Annotated in this window: 14 protein-coding genes; 8 read left to right on the top strand and 6 right to left on the bottom strand. The window is 49.1% G+C overall.

Annotated features, from left to right (window positions below):
• Positions 1-466: 466 nt before the first annotated feature.
• The 4 genes from KTH89_RS11010 to KTH89_RS10995 all read left to right on the top strand — a co-directional run bounded on the left by KTH89_RS11010 (position 467) and on the right by KTH89_RS10995 (position 6,177).
• Positions 467-1,732 carry a sugar ABC transporter substrate-binding protein gene (locus KTH89_RS11010; protein ID WP_238721713.1) on the top strand — a complete coding sequence of 422 codons (1,266 nt, stop codon included), beginning with the start codon at positions 467-469 and terminating at the stop codon, positions 1,730-1,732.
• Positions 1,733-1,755: 23 nt separating this feature from the next.
• Positions 1,756-2,703, top strand: a complete 948-nt coding sequence (locus KTH89_RS11005) for an ABC transporter permease (RefSeq protein ID WP_238721711.1) — start codon at positions 1,756-1,758, stop codon at positions 2,701-2,703.
• The gene (locus KTH89_RS11000; protein WP_238721709.1) at positions 2,700-4,733 is read left to right on the top strand and encodes a beta-galactosidase; all 2,034 of its coding nucleotides are present in this window, start codon (positions 2,700-2,702) and stop codon (positions 4,731-4,733) included. The genes KTH89_RS11005 and KTH89_RS11000 overlap by 4 nt, the downstream gene beginning before the upstream one ends.
• An 832-nt stretch (positions 4,734-5,565) precedes the next feature.
• The gene (locus KTH89_RS10995) at positions 5,566-6,177 is read left to right on the top strand and encodes a 4Fe-4S binding protein (protein ID WP_238721706.1); all 612 of its coding nucleotides are present in this window, start codon (positions 5,566-5,568) and stop codon (positions 6,175-6,177) included.
• Positions 6,178-6,707: 530 nt separating this feature from the next.
• On the opposite strand, the gene KTH89_RS10990 is transcribed toward KTH89_RS10995, so the two are convergent.
• The 3 genes from KTH89_RS10990 to KTH89_RS10980 form a co-directional block, all read right to left on the bottom strand.
• The gene (locus tag KTH89_RS10990; RefSeq protein WP_158342377.1) at positions 6,708-7,928 is read right to left on the bottom strand and encodes an amidohydrolase family protein; all 1,221 of its coding nucleotides are present in this window, start codon (positions 7,926-7,928) and stop codon (positions 6,708-6,710) included.
• Positions 7,929-7,963: 35 nt separating this feature from the next.
• On the bottom strand, positions 7,964-9,178 hold the full coding sequence (locus KTH89_RS10985) for an MFS transporter (protein ID WP_238721704.1): 1,215 nt from the start codon (positions 9,176-9,178) through the stop codon (positions 7,964-7,966).
• Between the two features lie 365 nt (positions 9,179-9,543).
• Positions 9,544-11,067, bottom strand: coding sequence for a BCCT family transporter (locus KTH89_RS10980; protein ID WP_238721702.1), 1,524 nt, complete (start codon positions 11,065-11,067; stop codon positions 9,544-9,546).
• Between the two features lie 180 nt (positions 11,068-11,247).
• On the opposite strand from KTH89_RS10980, the gene KTH89_RS10975 reads away from it, so the two are divergent.
• The 3 genes from KTH89_RS10975 (at position 11,248) to KTH89_RS10965 (ending at position 14,637) form a co-directional block, all read left to right on the top strand.
• A complete protein-coding gene (locus KTH89_RS10975) occupies positions 11,248-11,856 on the top strand; it encodes a TetR/AcrR family transcriptional regulator (protein ID WP_158342380.1) in 609 nt (202 codons plus the stop codon).
• 9 nt (positions 11,857-11,865) lie between these two features.
• Entirely contained in the window at positions 11,866-12,969 is a 1,104-nt protein-coding gene (locus KTH89_RS10970) for an aldo/keto reductase (protein WP_238721700.1), read from the top strand.
• Positions 12,970-13,290: 321 nt separating this feature from the next.
• Positions 13,291-14,637 carry an MATE family efflux transporter gene (locus KTH89_RS10965; RefSeq protein WP_238721698.1) on the top strand — a complete coding sequence of 449 codons (1,347 nt, stop codon included), beginning with the start codon at positions 13,291-13,293 and terminating at the stop codon, positions 14,635-14,637.
• A 28-nt stretch (positions 14,638-14,665) separates the two neighbouring features.
• Here KTH89_RS10965 and KTH89_RS10960 read toward each other — a convergent pair whose 3' ends face one another.
• The gene (locus tag KTH89_RS10960) at positions 14,666-15,496 is read right to left on the bottom strand and encodes a prepilin-type N-terminal cleavage/methylation domain-containing protein (protein WP_238721696.1); all 831 of its coding nucleotides are present in this window, start codon (positions 15,494-15,496) and stop codon (positions 14,666-14,668) included.
• Positions 15,497-15,824: 328 nt separating this feature from the next.
• On the opposite strand from KTH89_RS10960, the gene KTH89_RS10955 reads away from it, so the two are divergent.
• On the top strand, positions 15,825-16,556 hold the full coding sequence (locus tag KTH89_RS10955) for a YwaF family protein (protein WP_238721694.1): 732 nt from the start codon (positions 15,825-15,827) through the stop codon (positions 16,554-16,556).
• 121 nt (positions 16,557-16,677) lie between these two features.
• Here KTH89_RS10955 and KTH89_RS10950 read toward each other — a convergent pair whose 3' ends face one another.
• Positions 16,678-17,139, bottom strand: a complete 462-nt coding sequence (locus KTH89_RS10950) for a type IV toxin-antitoxin system AbiEi family antitoxin domain-containing protein (protein ID WP_238721692.1) — start codon at positions 17,137-17,139, stop codon at positions 16,678-16,680.
• Positions 17,082-17,204, bottom strand: coding sequence for a hypothetical protein (locus KTH89_RS24970; protein ID WP_317250699.1), 123 nt, complete (start codon positions 17,202-17,204; stop codon positions 17,082-17,084). The genes KTH89_RS10950 and KTH89_RS24970 overlap by 58 nt, the downstream gene beginning before the upstream one ends.
• Between the last annotated feature and the right edge of the window lie 258 nt (positions 17,205-17,462).

The raw sequence follows: 17,462 nt of genomic DNA, 5'->3' as shown, positions 1-17,462 counted from the left end.
CTGGCCGTCTGTGGGGAAAAACTTCGGAGCGGACTAAGAGCTATGGGCGGGGCAGGGAAAGAATCCCTTATTACATTTTTCTCCGCAAACTCGCTGTCGCTCGGACATGCTCCGAAAAACGGGAATTCTTTCCCTGCCCCGCCCATAGCTCTAAGCCCGCTCCTCAATGTTTTTCCCCACAGACGGCCAGGCTCCCCGCCTCCCGCGCTGTTTCCCACCTACACTGGTGCAGGCGGTGCCAGGCTGTGGATGTGTGACTGGTTTTAAATGGTGGGGTATATTGTGAAGGGACTAAAATTGATAAGAGGGATTCCAATGAAGAGGCTCTAGATTAAGAAATGGTGTTTGGAGGAAAGATGAGGATTGGAACTGGTAGAGCTTTGACTTAGAGGTTGTTTTACTAATTGTATATGGATAGTGCTTATTTTATGTGGATGATGATTCTTAGAGAAGGGAAGGTAGCGGTATGAAGAGGAAAAGGTTAGCGGCGGTTTTGATGGTTTTGGTTCTTGCGTTTACGATGGGGTTGGCGGGGTGCTCCGGTAAGAGTGCGGAGAAGGAAGCGAATTCGGATGGGCAGAGCGTGCAGGCGGCTTCGGAGGATGGGAAGCTTCCGGAGAAGTTTAAGATTGGCGTGGTGATCTGGTCTACCGTGGATGATCTGGGGAAGGCCAGCGCGGATATGCTGAATTATGCGTCGGATGTGCTGGGATGCGAGATGGTTTATAATACGGATATTTCGTCGCCGGAGACGCAGATTACGGCTACGGAGAATTTGATCGCGGCGGGGTGTGACGCGGTGGCTATCTGTAATTATAGTGATGATATTTTGCCTAAGATCGCCAGGATCTGCGAGGAGAATGAGGTGTATTTTACTCTGATCTGGAGGAGTATCGCGGATCCGGAGGTGAAGGAGATCGTGGAGAGCAGCGAATTTTATCTGGGGAATACCTGTGAGGATGAGGAAGAGATCGGGTACCGGATGGGGAAGACGCTGTATGATAAGGGAAGCCGTAATATCGGCGTTATTACGATGGAAAAAGGGGATACGACGGCGGATGCCAGGGACAGAGGTTTTGATAAGGCGTGCCAGGAGCTTGGGATGAACCGGATCAGCGAGGTTCGGAATAATACGTTGACGGCGGCGGAGACGACGAAGGCGGTGGAGAATTTTCTGGCATCATTTCCGGAACTGGACGGGATTTTTATTACCGGAGGCAGTAATACGATTCTGGAGGGCGTGATTCAGGCATTGGCCCTGCATAATAAGACGGGCGAGGTGAAGGTGGCCTGTGTGGACTTTATCTCGGACTTGGATAAGTATCTGGAAGACGGGGCGATTGATGCGATCTCGGGCGGACATTTTGTGGATCCTCTGTTCTCTTATATGCTGATGGTGAATAAGCTGGCGGGAACGCCTCTGTCGGATCAATGCGAGACGATGAACCTGAATTTTGTGAATCTGACTTCCCCGGAAGATGCGGTGAATTATTATCAATATGTGGAGGGCGAGAGCTTTCCTTATAATGAAGAGGAGATCCGGGATATGGTGAAGTATTTTAATCCGGATATGACGATCGATAAGTTAAAGGGGATCGCAGGAAGTTACAGCGTGGATGACGTGGTGGCCAGACATAGCGCACAGAACCAGGCGGATGCAGACGGCGGCGGTCAGTCAGGTACTGATGCCGGAGGCCAGGCGGATGCCGGGGCTGAGAGTGATGCGGAATAGGGCCGCGGATGGGGAGTGATCGTATGAAGAAGAAATTTAAACTGCAAAATTTGATCGTTCCAATTGCTATGCCATTGATTGTATTTCTCATATTCTTCGTGTGCCAGCCTGACCGGTTTGGAACACCGACCGGAATTATGATTATGTTACAGCAGTCGATTATCAACTCTGTGATCGGGTTTGGGCTTTGTTATAATCTGGTTATCGATACGTGGGATTTCAGTTCCGGGTCCCAGCTGGTTCTGGCCGGGCTGCTGGGGGCGTTCGCGGCCCAGTATTTCGGAATCGCGGGCCTGATCGTGGTTACGGTTCTGGTTTCGGTGCTGCTTGGGACGTTGACGGGAACGATCTATTCTGTGTTTAAGATTCCGTCGATTATCGTGACCATCGGCCTGATGCTGGTGTATGAGTCCGCAGGCACCCTGTTTAACGGGGGTGCCAGCATAACGATTCCGCCTGCCATCGGATTCCTCGGAAAGTCGCCGTATATCTTCGGCGTGGGGATTCTGGCGTATCTGCTGGCCTATGTATTGTATCATCACACAAAATTCGGATATAATGTGCGGGCGGTTGGAAACGGGGAAATGATAGCGAAAAGTATCGGGATTAAGACGATGAATGTCAGGTTTCTGTGCTTTGTGATCTGCGGGATTTTCGTGGGTATCGCCAGTATTCTTCAGGTCAGTTATGGCGGGGCGATCGCCCCTAAGGGCGGGATGGATACGATGTCTATGGTGTTCCCTCCGTTTATGGGCGTGTTTATCGGGCAGTATCTGGAGCGTTATTGTGATATTATGCTGGGCGTGTTTCTGGGTGTGTTCAGTATGACTATGATTAACTCAGGCCTGATCGCTATGGGTCTGCCGGGGACGCTGCAGCAGGTGGTGACCGGATTGTTTATGATCCTGTTCATGGCTGTCAGTATCAATAAAGACAAGTTGACCTTTCGAAAGAGGAAAGAGGCTGTATGATGGTGGTCGGGACTGCTTATTATCCGGAACATTGGCCCCGGGAACGCTGGGAGACTGACGCCGGGCTAATGGAGGAACTGGGCATTCAGGCTGTGCGGATGGGAGAGTTCGGCTGGTCTGTGATGGAGCCCGCTCCGGGGAAATATGATTTCAGCCTGTATGAGGAGGCGATGGAGGTATTGGGAAAGCACGGGATCAAAACGGTCCTGTGCACCCCTACCGCCACCCCGCCCCGCTGGGTGTGCGAACAGCTGCCGGATCTGTACCGGGTGGACCGGGACGGACATGTGCTGGGGTTCGGAAGCCGCAGGCATTATTGTTATAACCATCCTGAGTACCGGGAGTATTCCCGCAGGATGATTCAGGTGATGGCAGAGCATTTCCGGGGAAATCCTCTGGTATGTGGCTGGCAGATCGACAATGAACTGGGCTGCGAGGATGAGGTGCGCTGTTACTGCGGGAACTGCCGGGATGCGTTTGTCCTGTGGCTTAAGGATAAATATGGGGAGCTTGAGCACCTGAACCAAAGCTGGGGGACGGTTTTCTGGAGCCAGACCTATACGGACTGGGATCAGATCGTGCTGCCGGCCAGGACGGTGACGGACTCCTACAGCCGGCATACGCATAATCCGGGATTATTGTTGGATTACGCCAGGTTTTCATCGGATTCCCTGATCGGTTATGCCCGGATGGAGTGTGATACGCTTCGGGCCTGTACGGATGTGCCTGTCGTCCACAATATCGTATCGGAATATTGCGACAATTATAAGCTGGCCGAAATGCTGGATTACGCCGGGTATGACGCCTATCCCCGTTCGGAGTGGGACTGTAATTCCATGGCTAAGATCGGGTTTTATTATGAACTGACCAGAGGATATAAGCGCAAACCGTTCTGGATATTGGAACAGCAGAGCGGCCCTTGCGGGTGGAATATACTGGGAAATACGCCGGCCCCGGGACAGCTTCGGCTGTGGAGCCTGTGCGGAGCGGCCCATGGAGCTGCGAATCTGTTTTATTTCCGTTGGCGGAGCTGCCTGTTCGGCGCGGAACAGTACTGGTATGGGATATTGGATCATGACGGGGTGCCCAGACGGCGGTACCGGGAGATTCAGGAGACGGTCCGGGAACTTCATGAGCAGGAGCGGATTTTTCAGATGGAGACGGCGTATGAAGCGCTGGTCCTCTATGACTATGACAACAAATTTATCCATGAGTTCCAGAGACATCAGGAATCCTTTGATTATCGGGAACAGGTGACCGCCTGGTATGAGGGATTAGGGCGAAATGGCATCGCGGCCGCGGTGTCGGATGCGTCGGCCCCATTTTCTGAGTATCCGGTGGTTGTGGCGCCGTATCTGAGCCTGGCTTCGGAGGAATTCAGCGGGAAATGTGAAGCGTATGCGAAAAAAGGCGGTACGCTGGTCCTGACCATGCTGTGCGGGGAGAGAACCGGGGAGAACCGGATTACGGATCAGACTCTGCCGGGGGTGTTCCGGGAGATGGCCTCCGTGCAGGTGCAGGAGTTTGACACCCTATGTGGGGAAAGCGTTCCGATTCTTCTAAGAGAAGAGGAACGGGTATGGGAAGCCACAGACGATAACCAGACGGAACAGAGGCGCTCAGGTGAAGTGGGAAGAGCCGGGATGCGGTGCGAGGTATTGGAGCCGGAACTGGCGGAGAGCCTGTGTACGTATGGAGCCGGATATTTTGAGGGCAAAACAGCGGTGACCTGGAACCGTTTGGGCGAGGGCAATGTGATCTATGTCGGCTGTGACATGGAGAGTTATTCCGAGATCCTCAAAGTGATTCTGCGGATAGCAGGGGTTACTCCACGGAGGTTACCGCAGGATGTGGAATATATTCCGAAGCGGGGGGATCAGGGACTGTATGGGATTTTCCTGAACCATGGCGGGTCTGAGGCTATCGTTGAACTGGATGAGAGTTATGGGATGGAAGAGGAAGCTCGGAGGGATATTAAAATCCCTGGTTACGGGATGCAGATTGAGAAGATCAGGTCTGTGACGGTTTGAGTGAGATAAAGGAACAAGCTTAAAAGAAGGGGCTGTAGGTTAGTATTGATTTATAAGTTCCTTACAAAGAATATTAAGATCCTATGGAAATTAGAGCTTTTAGAATATGCTCATTCCATAGGGTCTTCCTGCTTTTTAGTGCTGCTTATATCACTCTGTCCGGATTGATCAGATTGGATTGGATATGACTTTGTTCCTTTCTTCATTCGAGAAATAACAGTCCGGTCCGGCATCGGTGATAACTTATTTGCCCGGGTAAAAGCGGCGGAGCTGTTCCACAGACAGATCCGGATACATGGAAATATCCTACAATCAAAATTCACTTTATTCACTTTGTTCACTTGACATGAGTGAATATTCAGCGCATAACAAGAACAATTATGAAAGATGAGGTGAATGTCATGCCCTATGAAACAGAACGAATGTCAGCTTCTAACGTTTCTTGCCGTAGGGCCCTTCTGCGATGACACCCTGTTCGTTAACCTAAAGTATTCTTGTGGATGTCAGCTGCTCAACGCCATAATCACGCAGCCTGAACATCTGAGGGTTACGGTTATCGAGCAACACATTCGGGCACAGGGAGTCGAGCATCTCAACGATAACGACGCTTCTTCATAGGATAGTTAAAGCAGTTAACAAAAGGCTGGAAGGGTATCGGAGAATCAAAGAATATGGAATTTGCTTTTATCGCAAAGAATGCAGTGTCATGTTAAATAAGAAAGATCCCAATAGTATCCGCCAGCCCCCCTAAGTTACAAAAAAGTGCATACTGGCGTCCCCACGTCATCCGGTTTATTATAAAAGAAAAAGGAACAGGGAGGAAATGTGGATAATGAACGCTAAGGCAAAAAAATATGTGGATATGTTCCGAAAAGTAAAGATAGCATCTGCCGCCACGGTAGACGAAGGAGGGCATCCCCAAACCCGGATCATCAATGTCATGATTGCCACGGATGACGGAATGTACATCGTTACTTCCAAGGGAAAGCCCTTTTATAAACAGCTGGTAAAGCGGGGAGAGGTGGCGCTGTCCGCCATGTGCCCGGACTGCCAGTCCCTTAAGTTCCTGGGAAAATGCAGGATCGTGGGAAAAGAATGGGTAGACCGTGTATTTGAGGAAAATCCCGGTATGAACGAGGTATATCCGGGTAAGAGCAGGTACATTCTGGACGCGTTCCACATCTATGAGGGACATGGGGAATGGTTTGATCTCCTGAATTATCCCATCTCCCGGGAGAGTTTTGCCTATGGAGGAGAAGAGGTTGAGCGCAATGGCTTCCGGATCAGTGATAAATGTACAGGCTGTGGAATTTGCGCCCGGGTGTGTCCGCAGAAAGCGGTCCGGGAGGGCAGTACATATGTTATCGAGGAAGAACACTGCCTCCAGTGCGGACTTTGCGCAGAGAAGTGTCCGGCGGACGCGGTCGTAAGGCTGCATCCCTGACAGCTGGTACTTCCTCGGGTTTGGGTATGCCCGCTGCTTAAGGCAGGAATGCGTATCGGTGTCCCGGGATGCTCCGGACAGCCGGATTCATTTGTGTCTCCCGGGGAGCGCGGAGGGCTTGCGCTGGCACCCGCTAAGTGGAATCGAAAAGCCGGGTTCAGGAACCGAGCCTCTGAACCAGGAACACGTGATGTGTTCCCGGTTCAGAGGCTCTTGACCGTCGGACGTGAAGTCCGCCGGGCATCCTGAACCCGGCTTTCCGGTTCCACTAAGCGGGAGCTCAGCCGCCCTATGCGGTCCCCAGGAGACACAAATGAATCCGGCTGTCCGGAGCATCCCGGGACACCGATACGCATTCCTGCCTTAAGCAGCGGGCATACCCAAACCCGAGGAAGTACCTGACAGCTTAGCTAAGACAGGCGGCAGGAATCTGATTTCCTGCCGCCTGTCTTCTTAAAGTCTAAAGTTAATGATTTCGGTTACGTTCAAAGTTATTCCCTAAATGTTAAGGAATTTATTTGTACCGGAACTTATTTGTACTGTACGCCTGCGCGGAATACATGCTTCGCGCCGCCGCCATACATGATGCTCAGATCCTCAGCGGGATTTCCGTCAACCAGAATTACATCGGCGCACTTGCCAACCTTGATGCTGCCGGTGACATCATCGATCCGGCAAAGCTTAGCGCTGTTGATCGTTGCCTGCTTGAGAAGTTCCACATTGTCCCAGCCGTATACTTCTTTACGGATGCGGAATTCCGCGCCCGGCTCACGCAGGTAAGAGTTAATGCCGACATCGGTGCCCCATCCGATCAGGACATCGCCGCGCTCATACGCATGGCCGAGATGTTCTTTGATCTTACCGATCAGGCCGGATACCTTCGCTATGACACGTTTGCCATAATCGGAATTGGGATCGGTATGTTCGATCAAATCAACGGTAATGGAAAGGGTCGGTACGATACCGCAGTTCGGTTTGGAAGCCAGGATGTCAAGCGCCCGGTCATCAATGAAACTGGCGTGCTCAATGGTCTCAACGCCAAGCCGGACCGCCTGATAGATCGCATCCGTGCCATGGCAGTGGATCGCGCAATAGGATTCTTTTTGTTTTGCAACACTGGCTGCAGCGATAATCTCATCATCTTCAAATAACGGAAGTCCGGGATTGCTGCCCGCGCCCATCATAGAGCCGCTTCCGTATAATTTAATAAAATCAACGCCATGGGCAAAGTTTGTACGGCAGTATTTACGCATCTCAAGGGGACCGTCCACATTATACGGCATCATGTAGCCGAAATCCTGTTCCGGGAGGCTGCCTGCTTCTGTAGGGCACATGGTAATGCCGCTGCACAGAATTCTGGGGCCTACGAACATTCCGGCATTGATCGCGTCACGGGTAGCCACAACCGAATAGGCCTTATCCTCGCCGCAATCACGCAAGGTCGTATAACCGAGACCAAGTAATGTCTGCGCGTAATTCAAGGATTCAAACGCGCGGGTACAGTCACTGACAAAGCACCCCTCCGCGATGATATCACGGATCGATGTCAAATGAATATGCGCGTCGATCAATCCGGGCATAGCGGTCATTCCATTCGCGTCTATTTCTTCCTCGACACCTTCAAAAGCTGTGCCGCAGGGAGCAATCTCTGCAATTACACCATCTTTAAACAGAAGGTCGCCGGTCGATAAATCAGTTCCTTCCGTCAATTCTTTGATAAAGTTACAATTACGGATAGCTACAACACTCATATTTTTTTCCTCCTTAAAAATAGGGTTGTTAAAAGTTACGCAGTCTCAGCTTCCGCTGCCGCCTCTTTTTTAGCCATGCGGTACATGATGAAACCGGCTGCGGAGGCAAGAACCATCGCGCCAACCATGATTAAGAATACGTATATGTAACCGTCATTCCCTTTTCGGTCAAGCAGTCCGCCGATAACTCTGGGCAGCCACAAATCGGAGCTGTAACCAATAACGCAGGCCAGACCGATAATGGTCCCTATCAAGTGCATCGGAGTACGCTTAAGGCCGTAATATACGGTGGATTCCGAGCTGTTGTTCAAACGGAAAGCGAAAATAATCAGCAGGGCTGTGATCACGGCGGGTACGACCCACGCGTCGCTCTTAGGCAGGACAAAAACGAGAACCGCGGTAAAAACTGCCATACCTGCGGTAGCCACCCATACCAGTTTAGGTGTGGAACCGCCCAGGGCCTTATCACGCAAGGTACCGCCGAGAGGAGCGGCAACGACCTTAACACCATAACGGGTAATGACTCCGAAAGCGGAGGCCAGCGCTACAGGCAGCACATAAACACTATTCAGATACGGGCTTAAATAGGTTAAACAGCTGGAAGCCATATAGGAACCCATTACCATACAGGCGGCGAGCCAGGTGATGGGCTCTTTGAAACAATCAATGATCGACTTCAGTGTGAATTTTTCATTCTTTGCCTTTACAGCCTGAGGATTAAGGGCCGCGTATTTCTTATAATCATAAAAGAAAATCAAGCCGATACCGGTAAGGAAATAAACAGAAGACAGGACAACAATGACTACGCTGAAACCGGCTTTTGTACCGATGCTGTTGCCAAGAATCGCCGTCAAACCAAGCGTGAGGACCGTAGTCATAATTCCGTCGATGGTATTTGACGTACCGAACAAACGTCCCTGCTCCTCGTTGGTTCCCAACATAGCGATACACTTCGTATAAGAACTCCAGTGCATACTAATGGGAAATGCCAATATAGCGAAGATGACCGCCGCTACATTGTAACTTGGAAATGTTAATAACGAAAAACCGCACAATCCCGTAACAATACAGGAAGCGGACAGCAATACTTTCGGATTGATCAGGTCGCTTAGTAACCCGCCGAAGAAAAGCAGAGGAGTGCCGATCAAAGCATACGCCGCCAGCAGACCACCCATTTGTTCATTGGTATAACCAAAGGCAGATTGGAAAGGCACATAGAAAATGACACATAAATACAAGATGTTATACATGCCGCAACTTGCCGCCATGAAACTTAATGGCAAAAGTTTACCTTTTAATGCAGATTTGTTTCCCATTTTGAATCACCCCTTCATAATTTGTTTATCATTGCAGCTCAGATCTGTTCCTCCTGCACAGCGGCTGCGGATCATCGCATTCGAGTTATATTAAATGCGATTCATTAAATTAGATTTATAATAATTAAAAAATACTCGTTTTTTGTGTTTTTGTCAACTATTTTAGGATATTCAAGCAAAATAATGTAAAAATATACAAAAAACTGCCCCAAATGTACGGCACAGGCTCCAGGCAGCAGCCATATCGTACTTTTGGGACAGTCCCTTACGGAAATATTGTTTCAAGTGTCATTTCAAAATTATTTGAACGAGTCGGGTTTCTTATGTTCCAGTTCATATGTTTTAAACTGTTTTTTCACGGCGATAATGGCGATAACCGCGACTGCGATCAAGGGCGCGCCTACAACCAGCGACGCCGTCTGGATAACCTGAAGTCCTCCCACCACTGAAAGTCCAAAGGCCATCAGCATCAAAATCAGAGACCAGAGTACGCGGTGCCAGCGGGCCGGTTCCTCCGTGCTGGGCAGATTTTTGGTGCAGACGGACGCCAACATCATACTGGTGGAGTCGATGGTGGTGGCAAGGAAAAGGAACAATAGCACCACATACACAATCATCATGATATTGGCCATCGGGAGCGTTTCCAAAATGGCAACGATGGCTTTTTCCCGGCCTCCCTCCGCTAAGATACCCACAAGGTCAACTTTTCCGCTGCGCTGTAAAAACAGCGAGTAACCGCCAAAAAGCGCAAACGCGGACATACAGCCGACGCCGCCCCAAATGGCTTCACCGAAGACGACCTGACGGATGGTGCGTCCCCGGGAAATCCGCGCGGTAAATAAGGCCATTACCGGAATAAAAGTGAGCATCCAGGCCCAATAGAACACGGTCCAGTTTTGAGGGAACCCGCTTTGCGTAATGGGATCAGTACCCAGGAGCAGCATCCCCAGATTATCGAACATCAAACCGATGGAATTCAGTTCCAGATTCAAAATATCCAGAACCGGACTAACCAGCAAAATGACTGCTATAAACGCAAATAGCGTGTACATGTTAAAAGAGCTCAGCTTTTTAATACCTTTATCCATACCCATAAAGGTGGCGGAACCAAATACGACAAACCATGCCAGCAGGATACCTGCCGTGAGCCAGATATTAAGCTTGATTCCGGTCAGCTGGCAGATGATGGTCGCCACAATGGGTACCCCAAGCCCCAGGGAAGTTGCGTTGCCGCCCACCATACCGACGACCACAATGGTATCGACCAGTTTGCCGAGAAATCCGTTGGTATGCTTCCCAAATACCGGTTCACAGGATGTGCTGAGCCGCAGGGAAGGTTTCTTTTTGATAAACAGGGTCCAGGCCACCGCGATCGTCGCCGGGACATAACAGGCCCACCCCATAGGCCCCCACAGGAATTGACTGTACATATGGGCGAATTCATAGGCTTTGTCGCTCATGGCTTCCACGTGAAAAGGAGGTGCCGAAAGAAAATATAAAGGTTCCACAAAAGACTGTACGATCAGGCCGACACCGAGACCGGCAGTAAACATCATAGCGGCCCAGCTGGCTTCGGAATATTCCTTTTTTTCATCCCCCAGACGGATTCTGCCGAACCGGGAAGTACCGATCCATACGGCGGTGATACTGCAGACAACAAAAATCAGAAGGTATAACCAGCCAAATTGATAAGTCAGAAAAGTAAAAATTAAATTGACTGCCGACGCGGTAGCTTCCGGAATGATAATCATGCAGAGAATGGCTGCGATCAAAATCAAAACCGATGGAATAAATACTGCTTTGTACAAACTGTTATGTTTCATGTAATCGTTTTATCCCCCTTAGTGTGATGAACTAAATTTAATGAATCAAATTTAGTAATTATGTTTATGATGCACTAATTTTGAAAAAATTTCAATAACCAACTGTTGATTTATTGAAAGAAACAGTAGATAATATGCAATATAGTAAATCAAATTCAATGAATGTCAGGAGGATAAACTGTGAAACGCAAGGAACAGGCTGCTATCGCGAAAGAAAAGCTGCTTACCGCCGCGCAGAAGCTGATATCGGAAAAGGGGTATGATCATATATCCATCTCCGATATCACCAAAGCCAGCGGCATGTCGGCCGGAAATTTCTATCACTATTTCAAATCTAAAGAGGACCTGATTATAGCGGTAGAGCGGGATCTATATGACCGGAATCTTGAAAATGTACGCAAGATGCATGGGAAGGGCATACTGGATATGCTGACTTTCTATTTCTGTAATAGTACGGACTACACAGTGAACGTTTATGGCGTTAATTTTGCCCGCCAGTGGTTCATATATCACTTAAGCAACCCCACGACGCTGCATGACCCCTCAAACAAAGTGAATATCACGATTAAAGAGGTAAAGGAATGTCTGGAAAGCTGTCAGAAAAACGGGGAATTGCGAAGCGACGTGTGTCTGGACACACTGGCGGAAGATATTGTCTTATCCACTTGGGGCGCCCAGTTTTATGGGATATTGACCAACGGTGAGTTTGATCTTCTGGCGTGGAATGAACGCTATTGTAAGACGGTTCTGAAACAAATTCTGGAACCATACTACGCAGATAAGAAGTGAGGTTAACTTATGTATTATAAAAATGTTTGCGGCAGACAGATTTCCGCGCTTGGGTTTGGCCTGCTCCGTCTTCCGGCTTTGGAGGGAAACCCCGACTCCGTTGACCGTGAGCAGTCTCAAATGCTGATTGATCTGGCGATCCAAAACGGCGTAAACTATTTTGACACCGCGTATACATATCTGAACGGGGAGTCGGAGCGCGCGGCCGGCGACATTTTATCCGCATACCCACGGGAAAGCTACAACCTGGCCAGCAAGTTCTATGTGACGCGGGGACTGCCTATAGATGAAATGTTCGAGGAACAGCTTCGGCGCTGTAAAACGGAATATTTTGATTTTTATCTGCTGCACGGCGTACAGGAACAGTATCTAAGCGCCTATATGAGTCCGGAAAAGGATTATATCGGATATTTAAAGAAGCAGCAGAAGGCCGGCCGGATCCGCCATATTGGATTTTCTTCCCATATGGGCCCGGAAGCCTTAGAGCAGTTTTTGGATTGGTACGATGGGTTTGACATGGCCCTTATTCAGATGAATTATGTGGACTGGACCATGCTGCAGGCCAAGAAACAATATGAGATACTGACGGACCACGGGATTCCTGTCTGGGTCATGGAACCAATGAAGGGAGGCCGTTTGTCCACATTAGACAAGGAGTCCGCCTCCATTCTGAAAGAAGCCGTTCCCGGGCAGTCGGTCTCTTCCTGGGGGTTCCGTTTTCTGCAGGACCTGCCCAATGTGCACACGGTTTTAAGCGGTATGTCCACCCTGGAACAGGTGCAGGATAATCTGAAAACCTTTGAATACTGCAACCCGCTCAGCCAGGAAGAAAAGGCCGTGTTGGAAAAAGCAAAACAGGTATTTCTGTCCCATCTGGGGGTTCCGTGTTCTTCCTGCCGTTATTGCTGCGATACCTGTCCGGCCGGGCTTGATATCCCGCTGCTGATACGGGAGTATAACGAAAGGAATACAAGCGGAGAGACCTGGCGTGTGGGCGCGTTTCCCGATGCGAAAACTGCAGATGACTGCATACAGTGCGGGGTCTGTTCAGGCCGGTGCCCTCAGAAAATAGATATCCCTGCTGTGATGCGCGAACTGAAGGGCGTGAACTGAAAGAGGGAATTTTAAAATTGCGAATTGAAAAGCGCAAATTGAAAGGTGCGAATTGAAAGGTGCGAATTGAAAAACGTGAACTGAAATCCGGAACGGAAATCAAAACTGAAAAGAACTGAAAAGAACTGAAATGAAAGAACTAAAATCACCTGAAATTAAAAAGGTATTGACCCTCCACCAGCTGGAGGGTTTATTGTTTTTCATAGAATATGCAGCCATAGAATAATTTTGCCTTAGAAAAGTGCTGCTATAGAAAAATACGGTTATAAAAAAATTGCCTTAGAAGGTATAAAAGATTCAGCAAGGAGGGCACAGGAGAGAATGAAAAATGAGAATCTGTTGACGGAGGGGAACGTATTCCGGGTACTGCTGTCGTTTTCCGTACCATTTTTGATTGCAAACGTAATCCAGGCGCTGTATGGGGCTGTGGATCTGATGGTGATCGGCTGGTACTGTCCGCCGGAGAGTGTGGCTGCGGTGTCGACGGGCACGCAGGTAACGCAGATTATTACCAGTATGGTGTCAGGCCTGACGCTGGGCGGAACCATTCTGGTGGGAAAATATACCGGGATGAGGGATGAAAAAAGGACGGAGCGCACCATCGGGACTACGCTGTCGGTATTCGCCATCGTAGCGCTGGTTCTGACCCTGGTGATGCTGCTGCTTCGGGTACCGGTTCTGGAGGCCCTGAAAACGCCGGACGCTTCCTTTGATATGGCAAAACAGTATGTGACTATCTGTTTTTGCGGTATTTTCTTCATCTGCGGATATAATGCCATCAGCGCGATTCTGAGGGGATATGGGGACTCGAAACGGCCGATGTATTTCGCGGCCCTGTCCTGCGTGCTTAATATCATCGGGGATGTGGTGTTTGTTAAATATATGGGGATGGGGGTGGCGGGGACGGCTCTTGCCACGGTAGGCTCTCAGGCGGTCAGTATGGTCTGTTCGATCATTTACCTGAACCGCAGGAAGTTTATCTTTACCTTCCGGCTGAAGAACTTTAAGATCTATCCGGAACTGGCCAGGGAACTGGCTGTCGTGGGAATTCCCATCTCTTTTCAGGAATGTATGGTGAGGCTGTCGTTTCTGTACCTGACTTCGGTCACCAACCGGCTGGGGGTGAGCGCGGCGGCAGCAGTGGGCATCGCCAGTAAATATGACGTGTTCGCCATGCTTCCGGCCACCTCTCTGGCCAGCGCCCTGGCGGCGATCACAGCCCAGAATTACGGGGCCGGAAAATTAAAGCGGGCCGGACAGTCGCTGGCAGCGGGGATCGGCTTCGCGTTCCTGGCTTCTTCGCTCTTTTTCCTGTGGGCGCAGATATCCCCTCAGACCATGATCGGGGTCTTTAACTCGGACCCGGCAATCATTGAGGCGGGCATTCCTTTTTTCCGATCCTGCAGTTATGATTATCTGGCGGTTTCCTTTGTATTCTGCCTGAACGGGTATATGAACGGAAGATCAAAGACCGTGTTTACGATGGTCAGCTGTTGTTTTGGAGCGCTGGCCCTTAGGATGCCGCTGATCTGGCTGGCTTATACTTACTGCCCCGAGAACCTGGCGGTGATCGGCGCGATCGCGCCGGCGGTGTCGGGATTCATGGCGGCGTATACCATGGTGTTTGTTCTGAGACAGATTCAGAAAGATAAAAGGAGCCGGTTTTAGCGGCTCCTGGTAATCATTAATTCGATAATCATTCATTCATCTGATTAAAAACGTTATAGATAGCGTCATAATCTTTCTTATCCGTATCGGTCTGTTTGATATCTGTGTATTCCGACCAGTTTGAATCGCCGCGTCCGAGAATATTGTAAGTGACGGCGGTCCCGGTGGAAGAATCGCTGGCTGAGATGGAGGTCGTCCCGATGGTAACATAGCCCGCCGTATAGGTCTGGCGAAGAGAGTTGTAACGCAGGACTTTTACTTTATCCCCCGGTGCTTTGGCGGAAATGTCTTCGGTTGTCCAGTAGAACAGGTATCCGGTGCTGTATGCCTGCAAAGACCAGGTGCCCACATTTTGAAGCCCGGGATCAAAGCCCAGGTTTTTCAGCGCCGCCAGTACACTTTCATACGCTTTTCCTGTCTGGGAGGAAGAGTCGATATTTTTATTGCCCTTGATGTAAGACTGGATCAATGCATCCAGCTCCGGATTGTTGGCCATGGCATAAGCCAGGGCTCCGGACATATTAAAGTTATAGTTAACGTCATGCTTTTTACATGTGACCATGATGTCGCCGTCAGAAGCCCGGGTTACCTCGTAGACCCCGCCCTGGGCACATTTGTAATCGGACTTTTGGGCAAGCTCCTGCAGACCGGTCACATCCAGTTTTCCGCCCAGCTTATCATCGATCTCCACCAAAATAAGTTCTCGGCGGAGGCTGGCTTTATTGGCCTCGCAGGCCCGTTTGGCCGCCTTATCAATATATCCGGTCAGTGTCGGCACCAGCAATGCGATCAGGATTACGATAATCACCAGCACGACAATCATTTCGGTTAATGTGAAGCCGTCATTTTTTCTTTTCACGATCGTTGATTCCTTTATTTTTATTCATTTTATTACATACGAAACACCGGCGTGAAGTAAGGTACCGGTTTTTTCTGTGCGCAGGGCGCTGCCTGGTATCCGGAATACCGGAAGCCTTACGCTGATATTTAAATTATAATTCAGAATTGTACAAATTACCACGAAAAAATTGCTAATTGAGACAGAAACTACCGGAAAATTCATGTATTTGGCACGCCCGCCGTGGTAAAATAAAGATTATGGAAGCGGACTGTGTTTCATATGATGTTAGAAAGTGAGTATGTAACGATCGGTCAAAAAAAAGAAGATCGGGGAGGAGGCGGCTGCTTTGTATTTTTGGACACCATTGTCAAAGATGCCGGGGGATGTAAAAGGTGTTCCGATATTCAGCGCCACGCATCTGACCTGGCTTGCGATAGCCCTGCTTGGATGCTTGCTCGCGGTCTGGCTTTTCAGAAAGCAAAACGGCGGTCGCCGGGGAAAGATACTGCGGCTGCTGGCCTGGATTCTGGTTTTGGGCTGTATCTTTCGGATAGGGTTTCGCATCGCCTGCGGCGTGTTTTCTCCCCGTTGGGATCTGCCGCTGCATCTGTGCGATGTCATGATGTTTGTGGAGTTTTATGCCGTTTACAGCAAAAAAGAGTTCCCCCGGGAGCTTGTGTTCGCACTTGGCATGCCGGGTGCTTTGGCTGCGCTGATAACTCCGGGAGAGATTTATTATCCGTTCTGGAATATTTATTATCTGCTGTTTATTATGCTGCATGTTCTGCTGTTTTTGATCCCGGTATTGATGCTTGCCGACGGGTTTGTCCCGCGGGTCAGAAGGCTTCCGGGCTGTTTTGCCTTTCTGGCCGTGCTGGCGGCCGTGGATGCGGTGGTCAATCGGCAGTTAAAGAGTAACTATCTGTTTATCAGCGAGGCGGCGGAAGGGTCGATTCTGGATGTGATTCAGGAAATGTTCGGAGCCTGGTATCTGCCGGCCGCGGTAGGCATGGTATTGCTGATCTGGGGGATGTTGTATGGCGGGGTGTATTTGTGGCGGAGATGGGGGCGCAAGTAGAGGATTTTATTGCCGGCGTCCGGGGACAGGCACCTTGCGCCATTCGAATTCCGCCGTTTGGCTGTGCTGACGCAAGGAGCCAGTCCCCTCTCTGTCGGTACATAGCTTATTGTTTTTGAACTCATAACAGTACCTCCAGATATTTTTTCAATTCGTTTGCAACCTTAAATTGTTTTGCATATACAGATAAGAGATTTAAGTCCTTTTTATCATATACAGCATAATTCTTAATGGCACTAATGACTGTTTCATCATCGCAGCGATTACGGCACCTTAAGAAATCACAAATTGTTCTTTCCACATTATAGCATCTGACGATGTTTCCCAAGGGAGTGCTTTTTTCAATAATTCCAATATTATGCAGCTCTGGTTTTACATAAAAGCAGATGCATTCGCCTTTTAAAGAGTTTGGCAAAGCTGTATTACTTGGAACGGTCACTGTGTGTATAAAATGTGTTCTTTCTGATAATCCATTTAAAAACAGAGCAGTCTCATGTGAAAACACAATTTTGTCAGAACGAAGCATCATAGTATACATATCATCATGCACGGTATCCGGCAGGATATAACACCATGTCTGCATCGTTCCAAAAGACCTTCTTTTTCATAATTCGTTAGCAGCTGTTTCGAATATCCTAGCGAAAGCACTTGAGATGTGGTTATTATATGTTGTTATTCTTTTTAATTTCATTATAAATTGTCTGATTGATATTCATTGCTTACCTTCGCTGTTATCTTTAAATGGTATTTTACTATATTTTGGTAAATATTGATTGATGGTATTTGAATTCCCGTACAGTGTGGGTGGGGATTTCATTACGCTGGATTCGGGATTGTTCCGTTCATCACTTAAAAAAGTAAGAAAAGACACTTATTCTTAAATTTAATGCCTGTTACAGCGAAATG

Origin of the sequence: Diplocloster agilis (assembly GCF_019042275.1) — a bacterium.
GTDB lineage: Bacteria > Bacillota > Clostridia > Lachnospirales > Lachnospiraceae > Diplocloster > Diplocloster agilis.
Note: the sequence above shows the minus strand (reverse complement) of the source record. Positions and strands in the feature narration are given on the sequence as shown.

Bases quoted from the DNA above. Each gene is read 5' to 3' on its own strand.
- KTH89_RS11005 (WP_238721711.1), top strand. From the start codon at position 1,756: ATGAAGAAGAAATTTAAACTGCAAAATTTGATCGTTCCAATTGCTATG.
- KTH89_RS10990 (WP_158342377.1), bottom strand. From the start codon at position 7,928: ATGAGTGTTGTAGCTATCCGTAATTGTAACTTTATCAAAGAATTGACG.
- KTH89_RS10995 (WP_238721706.1), top strand. From the start codon at position 5,566: ATGAACGCTAAGGCAAAAAAATATGTGGATATGTTCCGAAAAGTAAAG.
- KTH89_RS10965 (WP_238721698.1), top strand. From the start codon at position 13,291: ATGAAAAATGAGAATCTGTTGACGGAGGGGAACGTATTCCGGGTACTG.
- KTH89_RS10985 (WP_238721704.1), bottom strand. From the start codon at position 9,178: ATGTATAACATCTTGTATTTATGTGTCATTTTCTATGTGCCTTTCCAA.
- KTH89_RS10970 (WP_238721700.1), top strand. From the start codon at position 11,866: ATGTATTATAAAAATGTTTGCGGCAGACAGATTTCCGCGCTTGGGTTT.
- KTH89_RS10950 (WP_238721692.1), bottom strand. From the start codon at position 17,139: ATGCAGACATGGTGTTATATCCTGCCGGATACCGTGCATGATGATATG.
- KTH89_RS11000 (WP_238721709.1), top strand. From the start codon at position 2,700: ATGATGGTGGTCGGGACTGCTTATTATCCGGAACATTGGCCCCGGGAA.
- KTH89_RS11010 (WP_238721713.1), top strand. From the start codon at position 467: ATGAAGAGGAAAAGGTTAGCGGCGGTTTTGATGGTTTTGGTTCTTGCG.
- KTH89_RS10980 (WP_238721702.1), bottom strand. From the start codon at position 11,067: ATGAAACATAACAGTTTGTACAAAGCAGTATTTATTCCATCGGTTTTG.